The sequence below is a fragment of the Streptomyces sp. JLBG701 genome, assembly GCF_058544905.1.
The window spans coordinates 202,958-217,835 of record NZ_CM178588.1 but is presented as its reverse complement, the minus strand read 5'-3'; the positions used below and the strand labels follow the sequence as shown (position 1 = coordinate 217,835).

Sequence of the window (14,878 nt, the reverse complement as noted above, 5' to 3'; positions counted from 1 at the left end):
GAGAGGCCGACGGGGTGCGGCAGGGGCTGTTCGGCACTCGTGCAGCCTGCCGCGGCGATATACCCTGCTGGGTATTTTATCTGTGGGTTTACGCCAGGCAAGCCGACCGTCGGGAGCGGAGTGGCTGGGCGAAGACATACCCCGGTGGGTACTCGGATAGGGACCAGTGGCCCATGCCCTGCCCTCATCTGCCGCACGACAGTGGGGGACATGGGCAAACACATCGTGATTCTCGGCAGCGGAACCGCCGGCACCATGGCGGCCAACCGCCTGCAGCGCATGTACGACGAACGGGATTTCCGGATCACGGTCGTCGACCAGGACGGTGACCACGTCTACCAGCCCGGACTGCTGTTCGTGCCGTTCGGGCTGGCCCAGCCGCACCACCTCGTCCGCTCCCGCCCGCAGCAGCTGAACACCGCCGTCGATTACAAGCAGGCCCGGATCGAGCGAGTCGACCTGAACGAGCGGACGGTGCACCTCGCCGGCGGCATCCGACTGTCCTACGACGTCCTTGTGGTCGCCACCGGAGCCCGGTTGCTGCCCGAGGAGACCGAGGGACTGACCGGTCCCGGCTGGGGCGAGAACGTTTTCACCTTCTACGACCTTCCCGGCGCGGTCAGTCTGCACGATGCGCTGGAGCGATTCGACGGCGGCCGCGTCGTGATCGACGTGGCGGACCTGCCGCTCAAGTGCCCTGTGGCGCCCCTGGAGTTCGCCTTCCTCGCCGACTGGTACTTCCAGCGGCGCGGCATCCGCGACAAGGTCCAACTGGCCTACGCCACCCCGCTCGACGCCGCCTTCACCAAGCCGGTCGCCGCGAAGGCGCTGGGCGGCCTGCTGGAGCAGAAGGGCATCGATCTGGTCACCGAGTTCACACTCGGTGAGGTCGACGGCGCCGGCGGCCGGTTGGTGTCGTACGACGGGCGGGAGGTGCCGTTCGACCTGGCAGTGGTGGTGCCGCTGCACGGCGGAGCGGAGTACGTCGGACGCTCCGAGGGCCTCGGTGACGAGCTGGACTTCGTGCCCGTCGACCCGCACACCCTCCAACACCCCGACCATCCCGAGGTGTTCGCCATCGGTGACGCGGCCGGTCTGCCGGCGTCGAAGGCCGGCTCGGTGGCCCACTTCGAGGGCGAGGTGCTGGTGCACAACATCGGCCGCCACCTCGCCGGGCAGCCGCTGGACGCCTCCTTCGACGGGCACGCCAACTGCTTCGTCGAGACCGGCTTCCACAAGGCCCTGCTGATCGACTTCAACTACGACACCGAGCCGCTGCCCGGACACTTCCCGGGCCCTGTCGGCCTGCCGCTGCTGAAGGAGTCCCACGCGGCCCACCTCGGCAAGCTGGCCTTCGAGTGGCTGTACTGGCACAGCCTGCTGCCCGGCCGGGAGCTGCCCGGCATCGGCTCGTCCATGCCCGAGCACGGCAAGCACCACATCCACGCCTGAACCAGAGGAGCAATCCCATGCCCACCGCCACTTACGGCGACACGACCGTCCCCGTCGACGACGAGGGCTTCTTCACCGACCCCGACCGGTGGAACGAGCCCATGGCCGAACAACTCGCCCGCGAGACCGGCATCGAGACGCTGACCGACCGGCACTGGACGGTCATCCGCTTCATGCGCGAGCAGTACGCCGCCAAGGGAACCGGTCCGACGGTGCGCGTCCTTGGCAAGACCTCCGGCGTCAGCGTCAAGGAGCTGTACCAGCTCTTCCCGAAGGGTCCGGCGAAGACCGCCGCGAAGATCGCCGGTATCCCCAAGCCCCGCGGCTGCATCTGACATCTCCGCCATCGAGGAGCGTTCTGCCATGGCCGACACCGCCACGATCGAGAAGGTCTCGATCATCGTTTCCAAGGGATCCCTGGAAGGGATCTACCCGGCCCTGATCATGGCCAACGGCGCCCGCGCCGAAGGCATCGAGGCCGACCTGTTCTTCACCTTCTTCGGCCTCGACGCCATCACGAAGAAGCACTGGGAGCACATCAAGCTGGCCACCGTGGGCAACCCGGGCCTGCACCTGCCGACCCTGCTGGGCGGCATGCCCGGTGTGCCGGACCTGATCACCCGGTACATGGAACGGAAGATGGAGAAGCTCGACATCCCGCCGATCCCCGAGTTCATCGAGATGATCGCCGACACCGGCGCGGGCATCTACGCCTGCAAGGCGTCGGTCGACCTGTTCGAGCTGGACAAGGACGACCTGGTGGAGCAGGTGCAGGGCATCATCACGGTCGGCGAGTTCTACGAGCACGCGGCCGGCGGCCAGATCATCTACACCTGAGATGACCGGCACGCTACGCGGCCTGCCGGACGGGGTACGACGGGTGTTGGCCGTGGTCGCCCATCCCGACGACGAGTCGTTCGGGCTGGGCGGCCTCCTGGCCCTGCTGTCCGGCGGAGGCGTGCCCGCGGCGGTGCTCTGCTTCACCCACGGCGAGGCGTCCACCCTGCACGGCAGGCCCGGCGACCTGCACACCGTCCGCGCGGACGAACTGGCCTGCGCCGCACGGGAACTGGGCGTCGAGCACGTGGAGCTTGGCGACCACCCGGATGGCGCTCTCGTCGACATCCCGTTGCCCAGGCTCGCCGCGGAGGTGGTTCGCCTGATCGGCGAGCAGCGCCCCAGCCACCTGCTCGTGTTCGACACGGGAGGTGTCACCGGGCATCGGGACCACCAGCAGGCCACAGACGCCGCACTGCTCGCCGCTCGCCGGACCGGTGTCGCAGTCCTGGGCTGGAGCCTGCCGCAGCAGGTGGCGGACCGGCTGAACGCGGAGTTCGGCACGTCCTTCACCGGTCGGGACCAGGCCGAGTGCCGTGTCGTCGAGCCGGTGCCGCGCGAGCGGCAAAGCCGTGCCATCGCCTGTCATGCCAGCCAGTCGTCCGACAACCCGGTGCTCTGGCGCCGTCTGGAACTCCTGGGCGACCGGGAGTATCTGCGGATCCTGCAGTGACCCGGACCGGTGGCGAAGTCAGAAGGAGGAGCCCTTCCGGGATGGGCCGGCGGGCTCGGTTCCGTGCTCGGCGAGGCCCGCTTGCAGAAGAAGAAGGCGGGCCAGGTCGCGTGCCTCGTCGGTGGTGAGCGACGCCCACACTCCCGGCTCGCCCCCCTGGTCCCGGCCCACGTCCAGGGTGACCCGGTTGATGGGCCGATCCGCAGCTGCGAGCCGCAGGCGTCGCACGGCGATCCTGCGCCCGCAGGCGGTCACGACGAAGCCGTCCACGCTCGTAGGGAGTCGGTCAGGTCCTGTCGTCGCCATCGTTCTCACACTCCTCCGCCGGGTCGGTGACGTCCCCGGCGGGCGTCTTCCGGGACTTGAATACCCAGCGGGGTATAAGTGGAAGCGTTGCGCAGGGCCGTATTGTTCCCGTGCTTGTACACGTGCGGCCCTTTCCCGCGATGCGAGTGTCGCGGTCGAACAGCTGGCGCAAGGGGCGAAGGCCGGTGCTCTTCAGCCACCCGGCGGACTCCACGCCGGAGTGCATCACTGAGTTCGTTGCCTTTGGCGAACTCGCCGACGAGTTCGCCGGCCGCAACATCGCCCTGCTCGCCAACTCCGTGGGCTCCGTCCACAGGCACTTCGCCTGGACCGTCGCGATCGAAGAAGAGTCGGGCGGGCGCATCCCGCTCCCGATGATCGCTGGCCTGGACACCCGCGTCTCGCGCGCCCGAACACCTCGGGCACCGCCGCCGTCGCGCCGTCTTCGTCGTCGACCCGGAGCAGACCGTACGGGCGGTGCTGTACTACCCGACGAACGCCGGACGGATGATTCCCGAGATCCTGCCGCTCGTCGACGCCCTGCAGACCTCCGACCGCGACGGCGTCTCCTGCCCCGCCAACTGGCACCCCGGCGAGGAAGTCGTCCTGGGCGCCCCGCGCACCCAGGCGGAACTGGATGCCCGGCTGGCCGACGGCAGCGTCAAGCTCACCGACTGGTATCTGGCGATGAGGCCCGGCACGCCGGCCTGACGGGTCTCGCTTCGCGGGACGGTGTCATCGCCGTACAGCGCGTACGAGGGCGTCGAGGGCCGTGTGGCTGCCGCCGTCGCCGTCGGTCACCGCCCGGGTGACCGTCTCGGCCCGCAGGATGTCGGCGTACGGCTGCCACAGGTCGGCGACCTTTTCGGCGGTGTACAGCACGCGTGGGTCCTGCGGGCCGCCGTGACCGTGTTCGGGATTGTCCGCGTCGTGGCCTACGAGCAGCAGGGTTCCGCCCTCGCGTACAGAAGTGGCGGCCCGGGGCAGTACCTCGGCCATGTCCGGCCACGGCAGGTGTAGATACGTGATGAGTACCAGGTCGTACGTTGCTTCCGGGGGCGCCCAGAGCGTGAGATCGGCGCGGACGGTACGCAGCCGCACACCCCGTTCCGCGGCCAGCCGCTCGGCCTTCTTCAGCGCTACGGCGGAGAAGTCGACGGCGTCCGCTTCCCAGCCTCGTTCCGCGAGCCAGACCGCGTTGCGCCCTTCTCCGGCGGCGAGGTCGATGGCCCGCCCGGTCGGCTTCAGGTTGGCCAACTCCTCCTCGACGAACCGGTTGGGCTCTGCCTTCCACACCAGTTCGCTGCCCCGGTACCGTTCGTCCCAGCCTTCTGCGTCCATCGTGTGCACCTCATCCCTCGGCGTGAGTGGAATCCTCGCCCGTACTGGTGTCGTCGTCACTGTTGCCGTCGTCCGGGTCCTCCGTGTCGTCCCCGGCTAGCAGATATGGGTAGGGGCAGCTGCTGGGGTCCGGGGCGATGCAGGCGTTACAGGGGCGGGATCGGTCGAGAACGCATTTCGGGGTCGGCCTCATGTCTTGCCGCCTCTGTCGCACCGGGTGTCGAAGCGGCCGGACAACTGCCGCGCGGCGCGTTTGAGGGCCAGAACGGGAACGCCTCTGCCGCCGCGCTCGCCAGCGCCTCGGGCGGGACGTCTGGGAATCGGCACATGAGCCGGGTCTGGACGTCCTGGCAAGCGCGCTGTTCTGCCGCTCGTATCGGTGGGCCGGCTGGTCGGGTGTCGGGGCAGCGGCTGCCTGGCTGGACGGCCCGGTCGGTGATGACGGGGAGGGAGGTCACCTTTACACCCCTGGGGTGTGGGATCCGGGGTCAGGCGAGGGTCAGGAACAGCTTTTCCAGCTCGGCCTCGCTCAGCGGCGGGGTGTGCCTTTCTGTCGATCGGTGAGGCACTGGCGAATGCCGCCCGCCACTATCTTGAAGCCGGCCCGGTCCAAGGACCGGGAGACCGCGGTCAGTTGTCCCTGGGCGCCGCAACCGGTTGAGCACCTCGGCCCAGGAGTCCGCTTCTGCGGACACGACGTTCACGACTTCTGTGTCGTCCACCGGACACCTCCAGGGGACAGGGTTCTTGGAGCTTGAGGTTGCGTTGCTACGTGTCGTGCGGTGACGCGGTGGTGCCATTGCTCCGCACGGTCTCAGCGTGGGCGGGGCGCGAGAGAGTCTGCCCCCTTCCGTCGTCCGACGGCGCCGAGGCGTCGCCTGCCCGCTCTTGGGTTCGTCGGTCGGAGCCACGCAACATGTGCCAGCTGAACACGACCCCCGCCGCCGCGGCCACGGACGCCCACGTCCAGGGGCTGGTCAGCAGGGTGTCACGCAGGTCGGAGCTGATCTGCTGGCCGAGGACGAACACGCCCATGACGGCGACGAACCAGCCGAAGGACTTGCGAAGTGTGTCCTGTGGGATGCGTCCGGCGAGGAGGCCGCCGAGCAGGCTGCCGACGACGGCGGTCGCCGTGACGAGGGCGGCGAACCCCCAGTCGATGTGCACGCTGGCGAGGTAACCGGCCAGGCCCGCGAAGGACTTCATGGAGATGACCAGCAGTGAGGTGCCGACGGCCACGGTCATGGGTAGTCCGCCCAGCAGGGCCAGGGCGGGCACGACCAGGAAGCCTCCACCCGCACCGACCAATCCGGTGACCAGGCCCACCACGATGCCCTCCAACAGGACGTGAACGACCGGGAGTTCGTGGTGGACCTTCTTCGGCTGCTGACTGCGTCCCCGGATCATGGCGACGGCGGTGGCGATCATCATGAGGGCGAACGCGAGCAGTAGGACGCCGCCGGGGATGAACTCGGCCAGTCGGCCGCCCGCGTAGGCGCCGGTCATGCCGGCCAGACCGAACAGCAGTCCCGTACGCCAGCGGACGCGTCCGGCACGGGCGTGTGAGACGACCCCGGCGGCGCTGGTGACGCCGACGACGAACAGTGAGGTGGCGATGGCCTCCTTGGTCTCCATTCCGGCCAGGTAGATCAGGATGGGCACGGTCAGGATGGACCCGCCGCCGCCCAGGACGCCGAGGCTGACCCCGATGAGCAGTGACGCGGCGATGATGACGGCGATCACGACGAATCCCGCAGGGCGGCGACGACGGTGTCGATGTCGGTGCGCGGGCCGCGGTTGTAGGGCAGCTTCGACAACAGCATGCCCATGGCGCAGGTGTTGGTGAGCGCGGCGACGGCCAGCCCGGCCCCGACCGCCGTGCCGATCAGGTGCAGCCCGGGCAGGAACAGGCCCGCGATGCCGCTCACCAGGACCAGGGCGCCGGCGACCAGGCGCACCTGGCGCTCCAGGTCCCAGCGTTCCGGGCCGCGGGTGAGCGGGCCTGAGGCGGACTCCCACGCCATGATGCCGCCGTCGAGGACGCGCAGGTTGGGCAGTCCGGCTTCGGCCAGGGTCTGTTCGGCCTGGGCGGCGCGGGCGCCGGAGCGGCAGATGAGTATGACGTCCTCGTCGAGGTGGTGGAGCAGCTCGGCGCGGTGCTCGCGCAGGGTGTCGAGGGGCACGTTGTAGGAGCCGGGGATGTGGGCGGTGCGGAACTCGCCGGGCGTGCGCACGTCCAGCAGGCGCGGGCCCTCCCCGTCGCGGGTCAGGTCGCGCAGAGCGGCGGGATCGAGTCGTGGTTTGTCGGCGTGGGTGGTCATCGGGGTTCCTTGCTGTCTGTGAAGCGTGCTCTTGATGGGGTGGGCGGCGGCCGATGCCTCGGGGCCGCCGCCCGGCGTGTGGTGGATCAGACGTCGGCCGATGCGGGCAGGGCGAGCCAGGCGCCGTAGCCGCCGAGCAGGTCGGAGACGTCGGTGCGGCCCTGGTGGCGCAGCAGGCTGGCGGCGATGGAGGAGCGGTGGCCGCCCGCGCAGTGGACGACCAGGGGCCGGTCAGCTGGGATCTCGTCGATGCGGCGGGCGAGTTCGGCCAGCGGGATGTGCAGGGAGCCCTCGACGAAGCCCTCTTCGCGCTCGGCGGTGTTGCGCACGTCCAGGACCAGCGGGGGTTCGTCGCCGTCGAGCAGGCGGCGCAGTTCGTCGGCCGTCAGGCGGCTCGCCTGTTCCATATCGCCGGCCAGCGCGGGGAAGGCGCCCTCGGGCTCGCGCAGGTAGCCGCCGACCTTGTCGAAGCCGATCCGGGCGAGCCGGGTGACGACCTCCTCCTCGCGGTCCTGCGGCGCGATGACGACGACGTCCTGCTCGGGGGCGACGACCATGCCGGCCTGCTCGGCGAAGCGGCCGTCCGCGGGCACGTTGACCGAGCCGCGCAGGTACCCCGGGGCGAAGTCCTGCGGTGAGCGGGCGTCGACCACGACCGCACCGGCCGTGCGCCGCTCCAGGAACTCCTCGACCGACAGCGGCCGGGGCGCGGCGGCGTCGAACAGGCCGTGTTCCTTGCGGTTGAGGATGGCGTCGTAGACGAAGTAGGCGGGCGCGGACGGCTGGCCCTCGGTCACCAGCTCCACGAACTTCTCCTCGCTCATCGGGCGGCAGGCGTAGTTGGTGGCGCGCTGCTCGCCGATAGTGGACTGGCGCTGGGTGGAGAGGTTCTTGCCACAGGCGGATCCGGCGCCGTGCGCGGGGAAGACGCGGACGGCATCGGGCAGGGCCATCAGCTTGTTCTGGATGGTGTCGTAGAGCATCCGGCCGAGTTCGTCGGCGGTCACGCCGATCGAGGCCAGCAGGTCGGGCCGGCCGACGTCACCGATGAAGAGCGCGTCACCGGTCAGCACGCCGTAGGGGACGATGTCGTCCGCGTGCTCGTGGACCAGGATGCTGATCGACTCCGGGGTGTGGCCGGGGGTTTCGAGGATCTGCAGCGTGACGTCGCCGAGGCTGATGCGTTCGCCGTCGGTCAGCTTGCGGATGGGGTACTCGGCCTCGGCGCGCTGCCCGTACCCGATCCAGGCGCCGGTGCGGGCGGCGAGCTCCAGGTGGCCGGCGAGGAAGTCGGCGTGGAAGTGGGTGTTGATGACGGCCTCGATGGTGAAACCGTGCTCGGCGGCGTCGGCGAGGTATTCGGACACGTCGCGGCGGGGGTCGACGACGACGGCCCTGCCGGTGGTCTCGTCGGCGATCATGTACGACGCCTGGGAGAGGCAGTCGAGGTAGTACTGGGCGAAGAACATTTTGGGGTGACCTCCGTGTCGGGAGAGCGAGATGGTTAATACCCCTGGGGGTATGTAAGAGGGTCTGGTCCGCCCTTGTTCGAGGGCGGGATGGTCGGCCCGAGTCGGGGGATGCCCGGGCCGACCGGTCAGAGGCGGCCGGTGAGCATGCCGTGCCAGTACACCGGTGGCAGCCCGTACCGCTTGAACAGCCACATCGTGCGCCGCTCCTTGAAGGGGTCGAGCAGCGGAAACGTGGGTGTGGGGCGCAAGTCGTAGTCGAACTCGGCGAGCAGCATCCGGTCGCGGGCGGTCACCAGCGGACAGGAGGTGTAGCCGTCGTATCGGCGTGACGGAGACCGGCCCTCCATCACGTCGAGCAGGTTGGCGGCCACGACCGGAGCCTGCTTGCGCACCGCGGCGCCGGTCTTGGAGGTGGGCAGGCTCGCCACGTCACCGAGGGCGAAGACGTTGTCGTAGGACGGGTGTTGGAGGGTGTGCTTGTCGGCGGCGATGAAGCCCTGGGCGCTCGCGGGGTCGGCGAGCGGGCTCGCCTTGACCCAGCCGGGTGCGCTCTGCGGCGGTACGGCGTGCAGGAAGTCGTAGGCGATGGTTTCCTTCGTGCCGTTCGCGTGGTCGGTGATGGTGACCTCGCGGCCGTCGCCGTCGACAGCGGTCATCTCGGAGCGCAGCCGCACCTCGATGCCGTACCGCGCGACCACCTTCTCCAGGACCTGCGACCAGGCGGGCACCTTGAACATCGACGGGTCGGGGATCACGAGGATGACGCGGATGTCGTCCAGGACCTTCCGCCTGCGCCAGTAGTGGGCGGCGAGGTAAGCGATCTTCTGCGGGGCGCCGCCGCATTTCAACGGGGTGGCCGGGTGGGTGAAGACGGCCGTGCCGGAGCGCATCTGCTTGATCAGCTTCCAGGTGCGCGGGGCGTACTCGGGCGCGTAGTTGCTGCTCACCCTGTCGTGTCCGACGGCCACGGCCAGACCCGGCACACCATCCCAGTCGAGTTGGAGACCGGGCGCCATGACCAGGTACTCGTAGGTGAGTTCGTCGCCGCCGGACAGGGTCACCGTGCGGGCCGCGGGGTCGACGGCCAGGGCGCGGCGGCGGATCCAGCGCACCCCGTCCGGTACCACCGAGCCCTCGGGGCGGCGAGAGGCGCGTAGGGGTGCCTGGCCGCCGCCGACCAGGGTCCACAGCGGCTGGTACCAGTGGGTGTCGGAGGGCTCGATCAGAGTGATGTCGGTGACGCCGGCGCGGCGCAGGCGGGCGGCGACGCTGATGCCGGCGCTGCCGCCGCCGATGACGGCGACACGGTGTCGGCCGACGATCGGTGCGTCGGAGGGGGAGGGGGTGGTGGCCAAGGCGGAGCTCCTTCCAGGCTGGCCGATGCGCGGATTGCGGGTGGTCTTGAGCGGTCGGTGACCGGTGGTGGTCGGTGGCCGCAGCGAAGGCGGAAGGCGGAGTGGCTCAGGCCGCGTGCTCGTGGCGTCCGGTTGTGATCGGGTGCCCGGTGCGGGCCCATGCGCCGGTGCCGCCGGTCACGGAGTAGGCGTCGATGCCACGGGAGTTCATCCAGTCGGCGGCGGTCCTGCTGCGGTTGCCGCTGGCGCAGATCACATACACCGGCCGGTTGGTAGGGAGTTCGTCGCATCGGACCGGCACGGAGCGCAGCGGCATCAGACGCGCGCCCGGCACATGCCCGGCCGCGTACTCGTCCGGCTCCCGTACGTCGATCACGAGCTCGCCGTCGGCCCAGGCCGCGGTGAACGCCTCCTGCGTTGTCTCACGAGCCACTTGATTGCCTCCTCAAATACCCCCAGGGGTGTCTTGTGGTCGAGGGTAGGACGGCTGAGGGAGGGGCGTCAAATACCCCTAGGGGTATTTGCCGGTCAGGTAAATCGCGACTCGGCGTCAGGGTCGGGAGTGAGCCGTGATCCCCGTGGCTCGGCCCTGGGCAGCCGGAGGGTCATCCGCGTCCCGCCGCCCGGTTCGGAGGCTGCGAAGACCGTTCCGCCATGGGCGGTGACCAGCTCTTTGACGACGGCGAGGCCGATGCCGCTGCCGCCTCCGGCGCGAGCGCGGGCCCCGCGCCACAGCCGCTCGAAGACGTACGGCAGCTCGTCGGCGGGGATGCCCGGACCGGTGTCGGCGACCTCGACCAGCGCTTCGGCGGGCGTGGCGGACGTGGTGACGGTGACGGTGTCGCCGGGACGGCAGTGGCGGGCGGCGTTGCTCAGCAGGTTGCCGAGGGCCTGGTGCAGCCGGTCCGCGTCCGCGTGGACCGGCAGGGGAGAGGGGCCGGGGGAGCTGCGCACGGTCAGCCCTGCCGTGCGCAGCTCGGCCTCGCGCTCGGCCACGGCGGCGCCGGCCAGGGCGGTCAGATCCACCTCGGCCAGGTGCAGGGACAGCCTGGCCGCCTCGGCTTCCGCCAGTTCTCCGAGGTCGTCGATGATGCGGCCCAGCCGCAGTGCCTGGTCGTGCAGGGAGGCCAGACGCCGAGCCGACGGGTCGGCATAACCGTCCCGCAGCTCCTCCAGGCCCGCCTGCAACGAGGCCAGGGGCGTACGCAGTTCGTGGGCGACGTCCGCGGCGATCCGGTGGCGGGCCTGCTCGGCGTGGCTGACGTCGTCGGCCATGGCGTCGAAGGCGCGGGCCAGTTCGCCGAGTTCGCCGGGTGCGTCGATGTTGGTCCGGGCGGTGCGGTCCCCGGTGGCGAGCGCGCGGGCGGTGGCCGCGACCCGGACCACGGGAGCGGTCAGGCGGCGGGTGACGAACCAGCTCACGGCCAGTGCCAGGGCGACCGCGCCGACGGCGGCCGCGGCCACCCAACCCCAGGCGACGGACAGGCCCGCCGAACCGGAGCCGGCCGAGAAGACCAGGGCCACGGAGCCGACGGTGCTGCCGTCGACCACCACGGGCGCGCTCGTCGAGGGCCCCGAGCCGATTCCCTGCCCGTGGCGCCCGCGACCCGAGCCGGACATGTCGTGGTCGTCCTCGGCCCCGGAGCCACCCGACGTCACCTCGCCGTCCGCGTTCCGCACCGTGAGCACCGCCCCGGCGCTGCCGGCCAGCGCCTGGGCCGCAGAGAGGTCGGCCGCCGACCAGCCGCCCGCGGCCCGGTAGGCGTCGGCGGCGGCCGCGGCCACCCGGGAGGCGGTGCGCTGACGGTCCGCCTGATGGGCGCTGCTGATCCCGCGGTCGGCACCGACGAGCGCCGCGGCCGTCAGCAGGGCCACGGACGCCAGTGCCACCACGGCGAACGCGGCGAAGAGCCGTCGCCCCAACGGGCCGAGCCCGCCGGGCAGTCGAGCGGGTGGGGTCGCCTCGCCATGGTGCGGTGCGGGAGTCTCACGGATCACGGGCCCACCCCAGCCGGTAGCCCACACCCAGCACGGTCACCACGACGTCGGGGCCGACGTCCCCGAGCTTGTGCCGCAGGTTCTTCACATGCGAGTCGATCGTCCGCTCGTATCCGGCGAACTCGTAGCCGCGCACCCGGTTGACCAACTCATAACGCGAGTACACCCGACCGGGCACCGACGCCAGCGCGGTCAGCAGACCCCATTCGGTGGGCGTCAGTTCCACCGCCGTGCCGTCCAGGACCGCCTCGTGCCGGGTCTCGTCGACGCGCAGCCGCCCTCCGCCGTACGACGAGACCTGCGCCGCATCCGTTGCCGAACCCCGGGCCCGCTGCAGGACCGCGCCCACCCGGAGCACCACCTCGGTGGGGCTGAACGGCTTGGTCACATAGTCGTCGGCGCCCAGCCGTAGCCCGTGGATGCGGTCCTCGACGGTGCTGCGGGCGGTGAGCACCACGACCGGCACCGCGCCCCGCTCGCGGGCCTCGCGCAGCACCTCGTCACCGTCGACGTCCGGCAGCCCCAGATCGAGCAGCGTCAGGTCGACCGCCCGCTCGCCCAGCAGCCGTACCGCCTCCGCGCCCGATGCGGTCGTCACCACCGCGTAGCCCGCCCGCTCCAGGTAGCGGCGCAGCAGCTCGCGGATCTCCTTCTCGTCCTCGACGACGAGCACCGTGACGGCCATGTCCCACACCTACGCGCCTCATGCACGTTCCGGCGAGGGCCGAACAGCCCCGACCCGCCCGGCCGATGTCTCCATCCCGTCTCCACACCCACAGCACGCCGACTGCAGGGCCCGGCGCGACGGTGACGGTGTGGGAACGGAGGACGTTCCCGGGGATTCCAGGAGGTTCGCCATGAAGCGCAATGTCAAGATCGCGACGGCTGCCGCCGCAGCCGCTCTCGCCGTCGGCGGCGTGCTGGCGGTGGGCCCGGTGACCGCGGACACCGGCGGTGCCGCACAGGTGGCCGGGCAGACCACGTCCCAGAGCATGCTGACGAACGACCGGCACCAGGCGCGCCACCACGGCGACGACGCTGCCGGCATGCGGCACGGCGGAACCTGCACCGGTGCCGCCCTTGCTCCGCAAGGCACCCTTACGGCCGCTCAGAAGGCCACGCTGGCGAGCATGGCCGAGGAGGAGAAGCTCGCACACGACCTCTACACGGCATTCGCCGAACGCTACGACGTGCGGATCTTCGAGCGCATCGCCGCAGCCGAGACCAACCACCTCTCCGCCGTCCGCACCCTGCTGGACCGCTACGACGTCACCGACCCGACCGCCGGGCAACCGGCCGGTGAGTTCGCCGATCCGGCCGTCCAGGCCATCTACGACCAGCTGCTCGGGCAGGGCGAGGGCAGCCTGGACGCGGCCCTGAAGGCCGGGCGCACGGTCGAGACCGACGACATCGACGCCCTGACCAAGGCGCTGTCCGGACTCACCGCCCCGGACGCGCGCCAGGTCTACGGCAACCTGCTCGCCGCCTCGGAGAGGCATCAGGAGGCGTTCGACCGCTGGATCGCCGATGAGTGAACCCAGACGATCCCGGTCTGTACGTGGCCGGGACCGTCTGGCGTTGGCTGGAGTGGGTCGGGCGCTTGCACGGCCTTCCCTGGGGCGGCGCAGCGCGAACGCGGTGATCGCTGCGCCGACTGTCACGATGCCGGCGCCGGCGGCGATCGGCAGGACCGGAGGCGGTGCTGCCGACGACGTTCTGCGCCTTGAGGTCGAAGGAGGCGTCAACGATGCGGCCGGTACGCCAGTTGTTCTCGATGAACCGGGTGATTCGAGGTCTGCTCGATGGCGATGTGGTCGACCGAGTTGACCTTGCTGTAGGGGGGAGGGGAGATGACCAGCCGACGGCCAAGACCCGCTGCAGTCACCATCACGAAACCTGGCTACCGCTGCCACAGCATCAACGAGGCGCACAAATCCGTCCGCCTCCTCCCGCCTGCGCGGGCCCGGCCCGTCACCTCCAGAGCACCACGACCATGTCTGAGGCCAGGCCTTCGCCCGGGCAATCGGCACGGCGTGCTGCACCCGCGACGGCGCCTTGGCGGGGAGGGCGCCGGTCGGCCCCTATAGCGGCCGTAAGGCCCCATGGCAGCGAGGGCTGGCCGGGGCGAACCTGGAAATGGAGGGCGATGACGTCTGGAAGTGGGAGCCATGGTGATGAGCAGGCTCGTGGTCGTGGGCGTGGACGGGTCGGCATCGAGTCTCGCCGCAGTGGATGCGGCGGCACGGGAGGCTCGGCTGCGCGAGGCGGGGCTGCGGGTGGTGCATGCGTTCGTCTGGCCCGCGACGCATGTGCCCTTGGGCCCGTCGCCTCTGGGCCCGCCCGAGGGCGGGATGCGGAACATGGTCGAACACCTGGTGGCCGAGGCGGTGGAGCGAGCTCGGGCGGCGGCACCGGAGGTCGATGTCAGTCATGTAGTGGTGACCGGTGAGCCACTGACAGTCTTGGAGGCGCAGTCGCGTGCCGCTGAGCTGGTGGTGGTCGGATCCCGGGGGATGGGCGGGTTCGTCGGGCTGCTGGTGGGGTCGACGGCGGTGCATCTGGTGGCGCACGCCCGGTGTCCGGTGCTGGTGGTGCGCGAGCAGCCGAGTGCCGCCGGACCGATCGTGCTGGGTGTGGACGGCTCGCCCGCCGGTGAGCAGGCGGTGGATTTCGCCTTCGTCGAGGCGGCGCTGCGCGAGACCGGTCTGGTGGCGCTGCATGCCTGGACGACGTGGAACGCGCCGCTGCCTCCCCCGCAGGAAGCGTCGACACCGTACGCGAATCCGCCGGGCGCGCTGGCCGAGGAGGAGGACCGTCTGCTGGCCGAGGCACTCGCCGGCCGCCAGGAGCGGTACCCGGACGTGGCAGTGGAACACAAGGCGGTGCACGGCATGACGCGGGAGGCGCTGATCGAAGCGAGCCGGTCCGCTCAGCTGGTGGTGGTCGGTGCGCGGGGGCGTGGCGGGTTCGCGGGGCTGGTGCTGGGGTCGGTCAGTCAGGCCCTGCTGCATCACGCGCACTGCCCGGTCGCGGTGGTGCGGGGAGAGAGTGCGCATCACTGACGGCTGCGCGACGCGTGCGGGGCTGAGGGCGGGTGGGGTGAAGCGGGTCAGGATGAGGCCG

General features: G+C 70.7%; 16 protein-coding genes and 1 pseudogene. 8 read left to right on the top strand and 9 right to left on the bottom strand.

Features of this window, described 5'->3' with window-relative positions:
• The first annotated feature begins 210 nt into the window (after nucleotides 1–210).
• The 4 genes from sqr to AC5DRG_RS01115 are packed head-to-tail and all read left to right on the top strand — an operon-like array spanning nucleotide 211 to nucleotide 2,962.
• Nucleotides 211–1,452, top strand: a complete 1,242-nt coding sequence (sqr, locus tag AC5DRG_RS01130; RefSeq protein WP_491807416.1) for a type III sulfide quinone reductase, selenoprotein subtype — start codon at nucleotides 211–213, stop codon at nucleotides 1,450–1,452.
• A 17-nt stretch (nucleotides 1,453–1,469) separates the two neighbouring features.
• On the top strand, nucleotides 1,470–1,787 hold the full coding sequence (locus AC5DRG_RS01125; RefSeq protein ID WP_491807415.1) for a TusE/DsrC/DsvC family sulfur relay protein: 318 nt from the start codon (nucleotides 1,470–1,472) through the stop codon (nucleotides 1,785–1,787).
• 28 nt (nucleotides 1,788–1,815) lie between these two features.
• Entirely contained in the window at nucleotides 1,816–2,289 is a 474-nt protein-coding gene (locus AC5DRG_RS01120) for a DsrE/DsrF/DrsH-like family protein (protein ID WP_491807414.1), read from the top strand.
• A gap of 1 nt (nucleotide 2,290) precedes the next feature.
• Nucleotides 2,291–2,962 carry a PIG-L deacetylase family protein gene (locus AC5DRG_RS01115; RefSeq protein ID WP_491807413.1) on the top strand — a complete coding sequence of 224 codons (672 nt, stop codon included), beginning with the start codon at nucleotides 2,291–2,293 and terminating at the stop codon, nucleotides 2,960–2,962.
• Between the two features lie 18 nt (nucleotides 2,963–2,980).
• Here AC5DRG_RS01115 and AC5DRG_RS01110 read toward each other — a convergent pair whose 3' ends face one another.
• Nucleotides 2,981–3,268, bottom strand: coding sequence for a hypothetical protein (locus tag AC5DRG_RS01110; protein ID WP_491807411.1), 288 nt, complete (start codon nucleotides 3,266–3,268; stop codon nucleotides 2,981–2,983).
• 140 nt (nucleotides 3,269–3,408) lie between these two features.
• Here AC5DRG_RS01110 and AC5DRG_RS01105 point away from each other — a divergent pair.
• Nucleotides 3,409–3,666: pseudogene (locus AC5DRG_RS01105) on the top strand (redoxin domain-containing protein); the annotation flags it as partial.
• 79 nt (nucleotides 3,667–3,745) lie between these two features.
• Nucleotides 3,746–3,979, top strand: coding sequence for a thioredoxin domain-containing protein (locus tag AC5DRG_RS01100; RefSeq protein WP_491807410.1), 234 nt, complete (start codon nucleotides 3,746–3,748; stop codon nucleotides 3,977–3,979).
• Between the two features lie 24 nt (nucleotides 3,980–4,003).
• On the opposite strand, the gene AC5DRG_RS01095 is transcribed toward AC5DRG_RS01100, so the two are convergent.
• The 8 genes from AC5DRG_RS01095 to AC5DRG_RS01060 all read right to left on the bottom strand — a co-directional run bounded on the left by AC5DRG_RS01095 (nucleotide 4,004) and on the right by AC5DRG_RS01060 (nucleotide 12,440).
• Nucleotides 4,004–4,609, bottom strand: coding sequence for a class I SAM-dependent methyltransferase (locus AC5DRG_RS01095; protein ID WP_491807408.1), 606 nt, complete (start codon nucleotides 4,607–4,609; stop codon nucleotides 4,004–4,006).
• 768 nt (nucleotides 4,610–5,377) lie between these two features.
• Nucleotides 5,378–6,352, bottom strand: coding sequence for a sulfite exporter TauE/SafE family protein (locus AC5DRG_RS01090; protein WP_491807407.1), 975 nt, complete (start codon nucleotides 6,350–6,352; stop codon nucleotides 5,378–5,380).
• Nucleotides 6,349–6,930: a rhodanese-like domain-containing protein gene (locus AC5DRG_RS01085; protein WP_491807406.1), complete on the bottom strand. Its 582-nt coding sequence runs from the start codon at nucleotides 6,928–6,930 to the stop codon at nucleotides 6,349–6,351. The genes AC5DRG_RS01090 and AC5DRG_RS01085 overlap by 4 nt, the downstream gene beginning before the upstream one ends.
• An 86-nt stretch (nucleotides 6,931–7,016) precedes the next feature.
• On the bottom strand, nucleotides 7,017–8,399 hold the full coding sequence (locus tag AC5DRG_RS01080; RefSeq protein ID WP_491807405.1) for an MBL fold metallo-hydrolase: 1,383 nt from the start codon (nucleotides 8,397–8,399) through the stop codon (nucleotides 7,017–7,019).
• Between the two features lie 128 nt (nucleotides 8,400–8,527).
• Nucleotides 8,528–9,757, bottom strand: a complete 1,230-nt coding sequence (locus tag AC5DRG_RS01075; protein ID WP_491807404.1) for an NAD(P)/FAD-dependent oxidoreductase — start codon at nucleotides 9,755–9,757, stop codon at nucleotides 8,528–8,530.
• A gap of 106 nt (nucleotides 9,758–9,863) precedes the next feature.
• Nucleotides 9,864–10,190 (bottom strand): rhodanese-like domain-containing protein, encoded by a 327-nt coding sequence (locus tag AC5DRG_RS01070; protein ID WP_491807403.1) that lies wholly within the window; start codon nucleotides 10,188–10,190, stop codon nucleotides 9,864–9,866.
• A gap of 95 nt (nucleotides 10,191–10,285) precedes the next feature.
• Entirely contained in the window at nucleotides 10,286–11,755 is a 1,470-nt protein-coding gene (locus AC5DRG_RS01065) for a HAMP domain-containing sensor histidine kinase (protein ID WP_491807402.1), read from the bottom strand.
• Nucleotides 11,745–12,440 carry a response regulator transcription factor gene (locus tag AC5DRG_RS01060; protein WP_491807401.1) on the bottom strand — a complete coding sequence of 232 codons (696 nt, stop codon included), beginning with the start codon at nucleotides 12,438–12,440 and terminating at the stop codon, nucleotides 11,745–11,747. The genes AC5DRG_RS01065 and AC5DRG_RS01060 overlap by 11 nt, the downstream gene beginning before the upstream one ends.
• A 172-nt stretch (nucleotides 12,441–12,612) precedes the next feature.
• Between AC5DRG_RS01060 and AC5DRG_RS01055 the strand changes: the two genes are divergently transcribed.
• Nucleotides 12,613–13,290, top strand: a complete 678-nt coding sequence (locus tag AC5DRG_RS01055) for a DUF2202 domain-containing protein (RefSeq protein WP_491807400.1) — start codon at nucleotides 12,613–12,615, stop codon at nucleotides 13,288–13,290.
• 639 nt (nucleotides 13,291–13,929) lie between these two features.
• Nucleotides 13,930–14,817, top strand: coding sequence for a universal stress protein (locus tag AC5DRG_RS01050; protein WP_491807399.1), 888 nt, complete (start codon nucleotides 13,930–13,932; stop codon nucleotides 14,815–14,817).
• The last annotated feature ends 61 nt before the right edge of the window (nucleotides 14,818–14,878 follow it).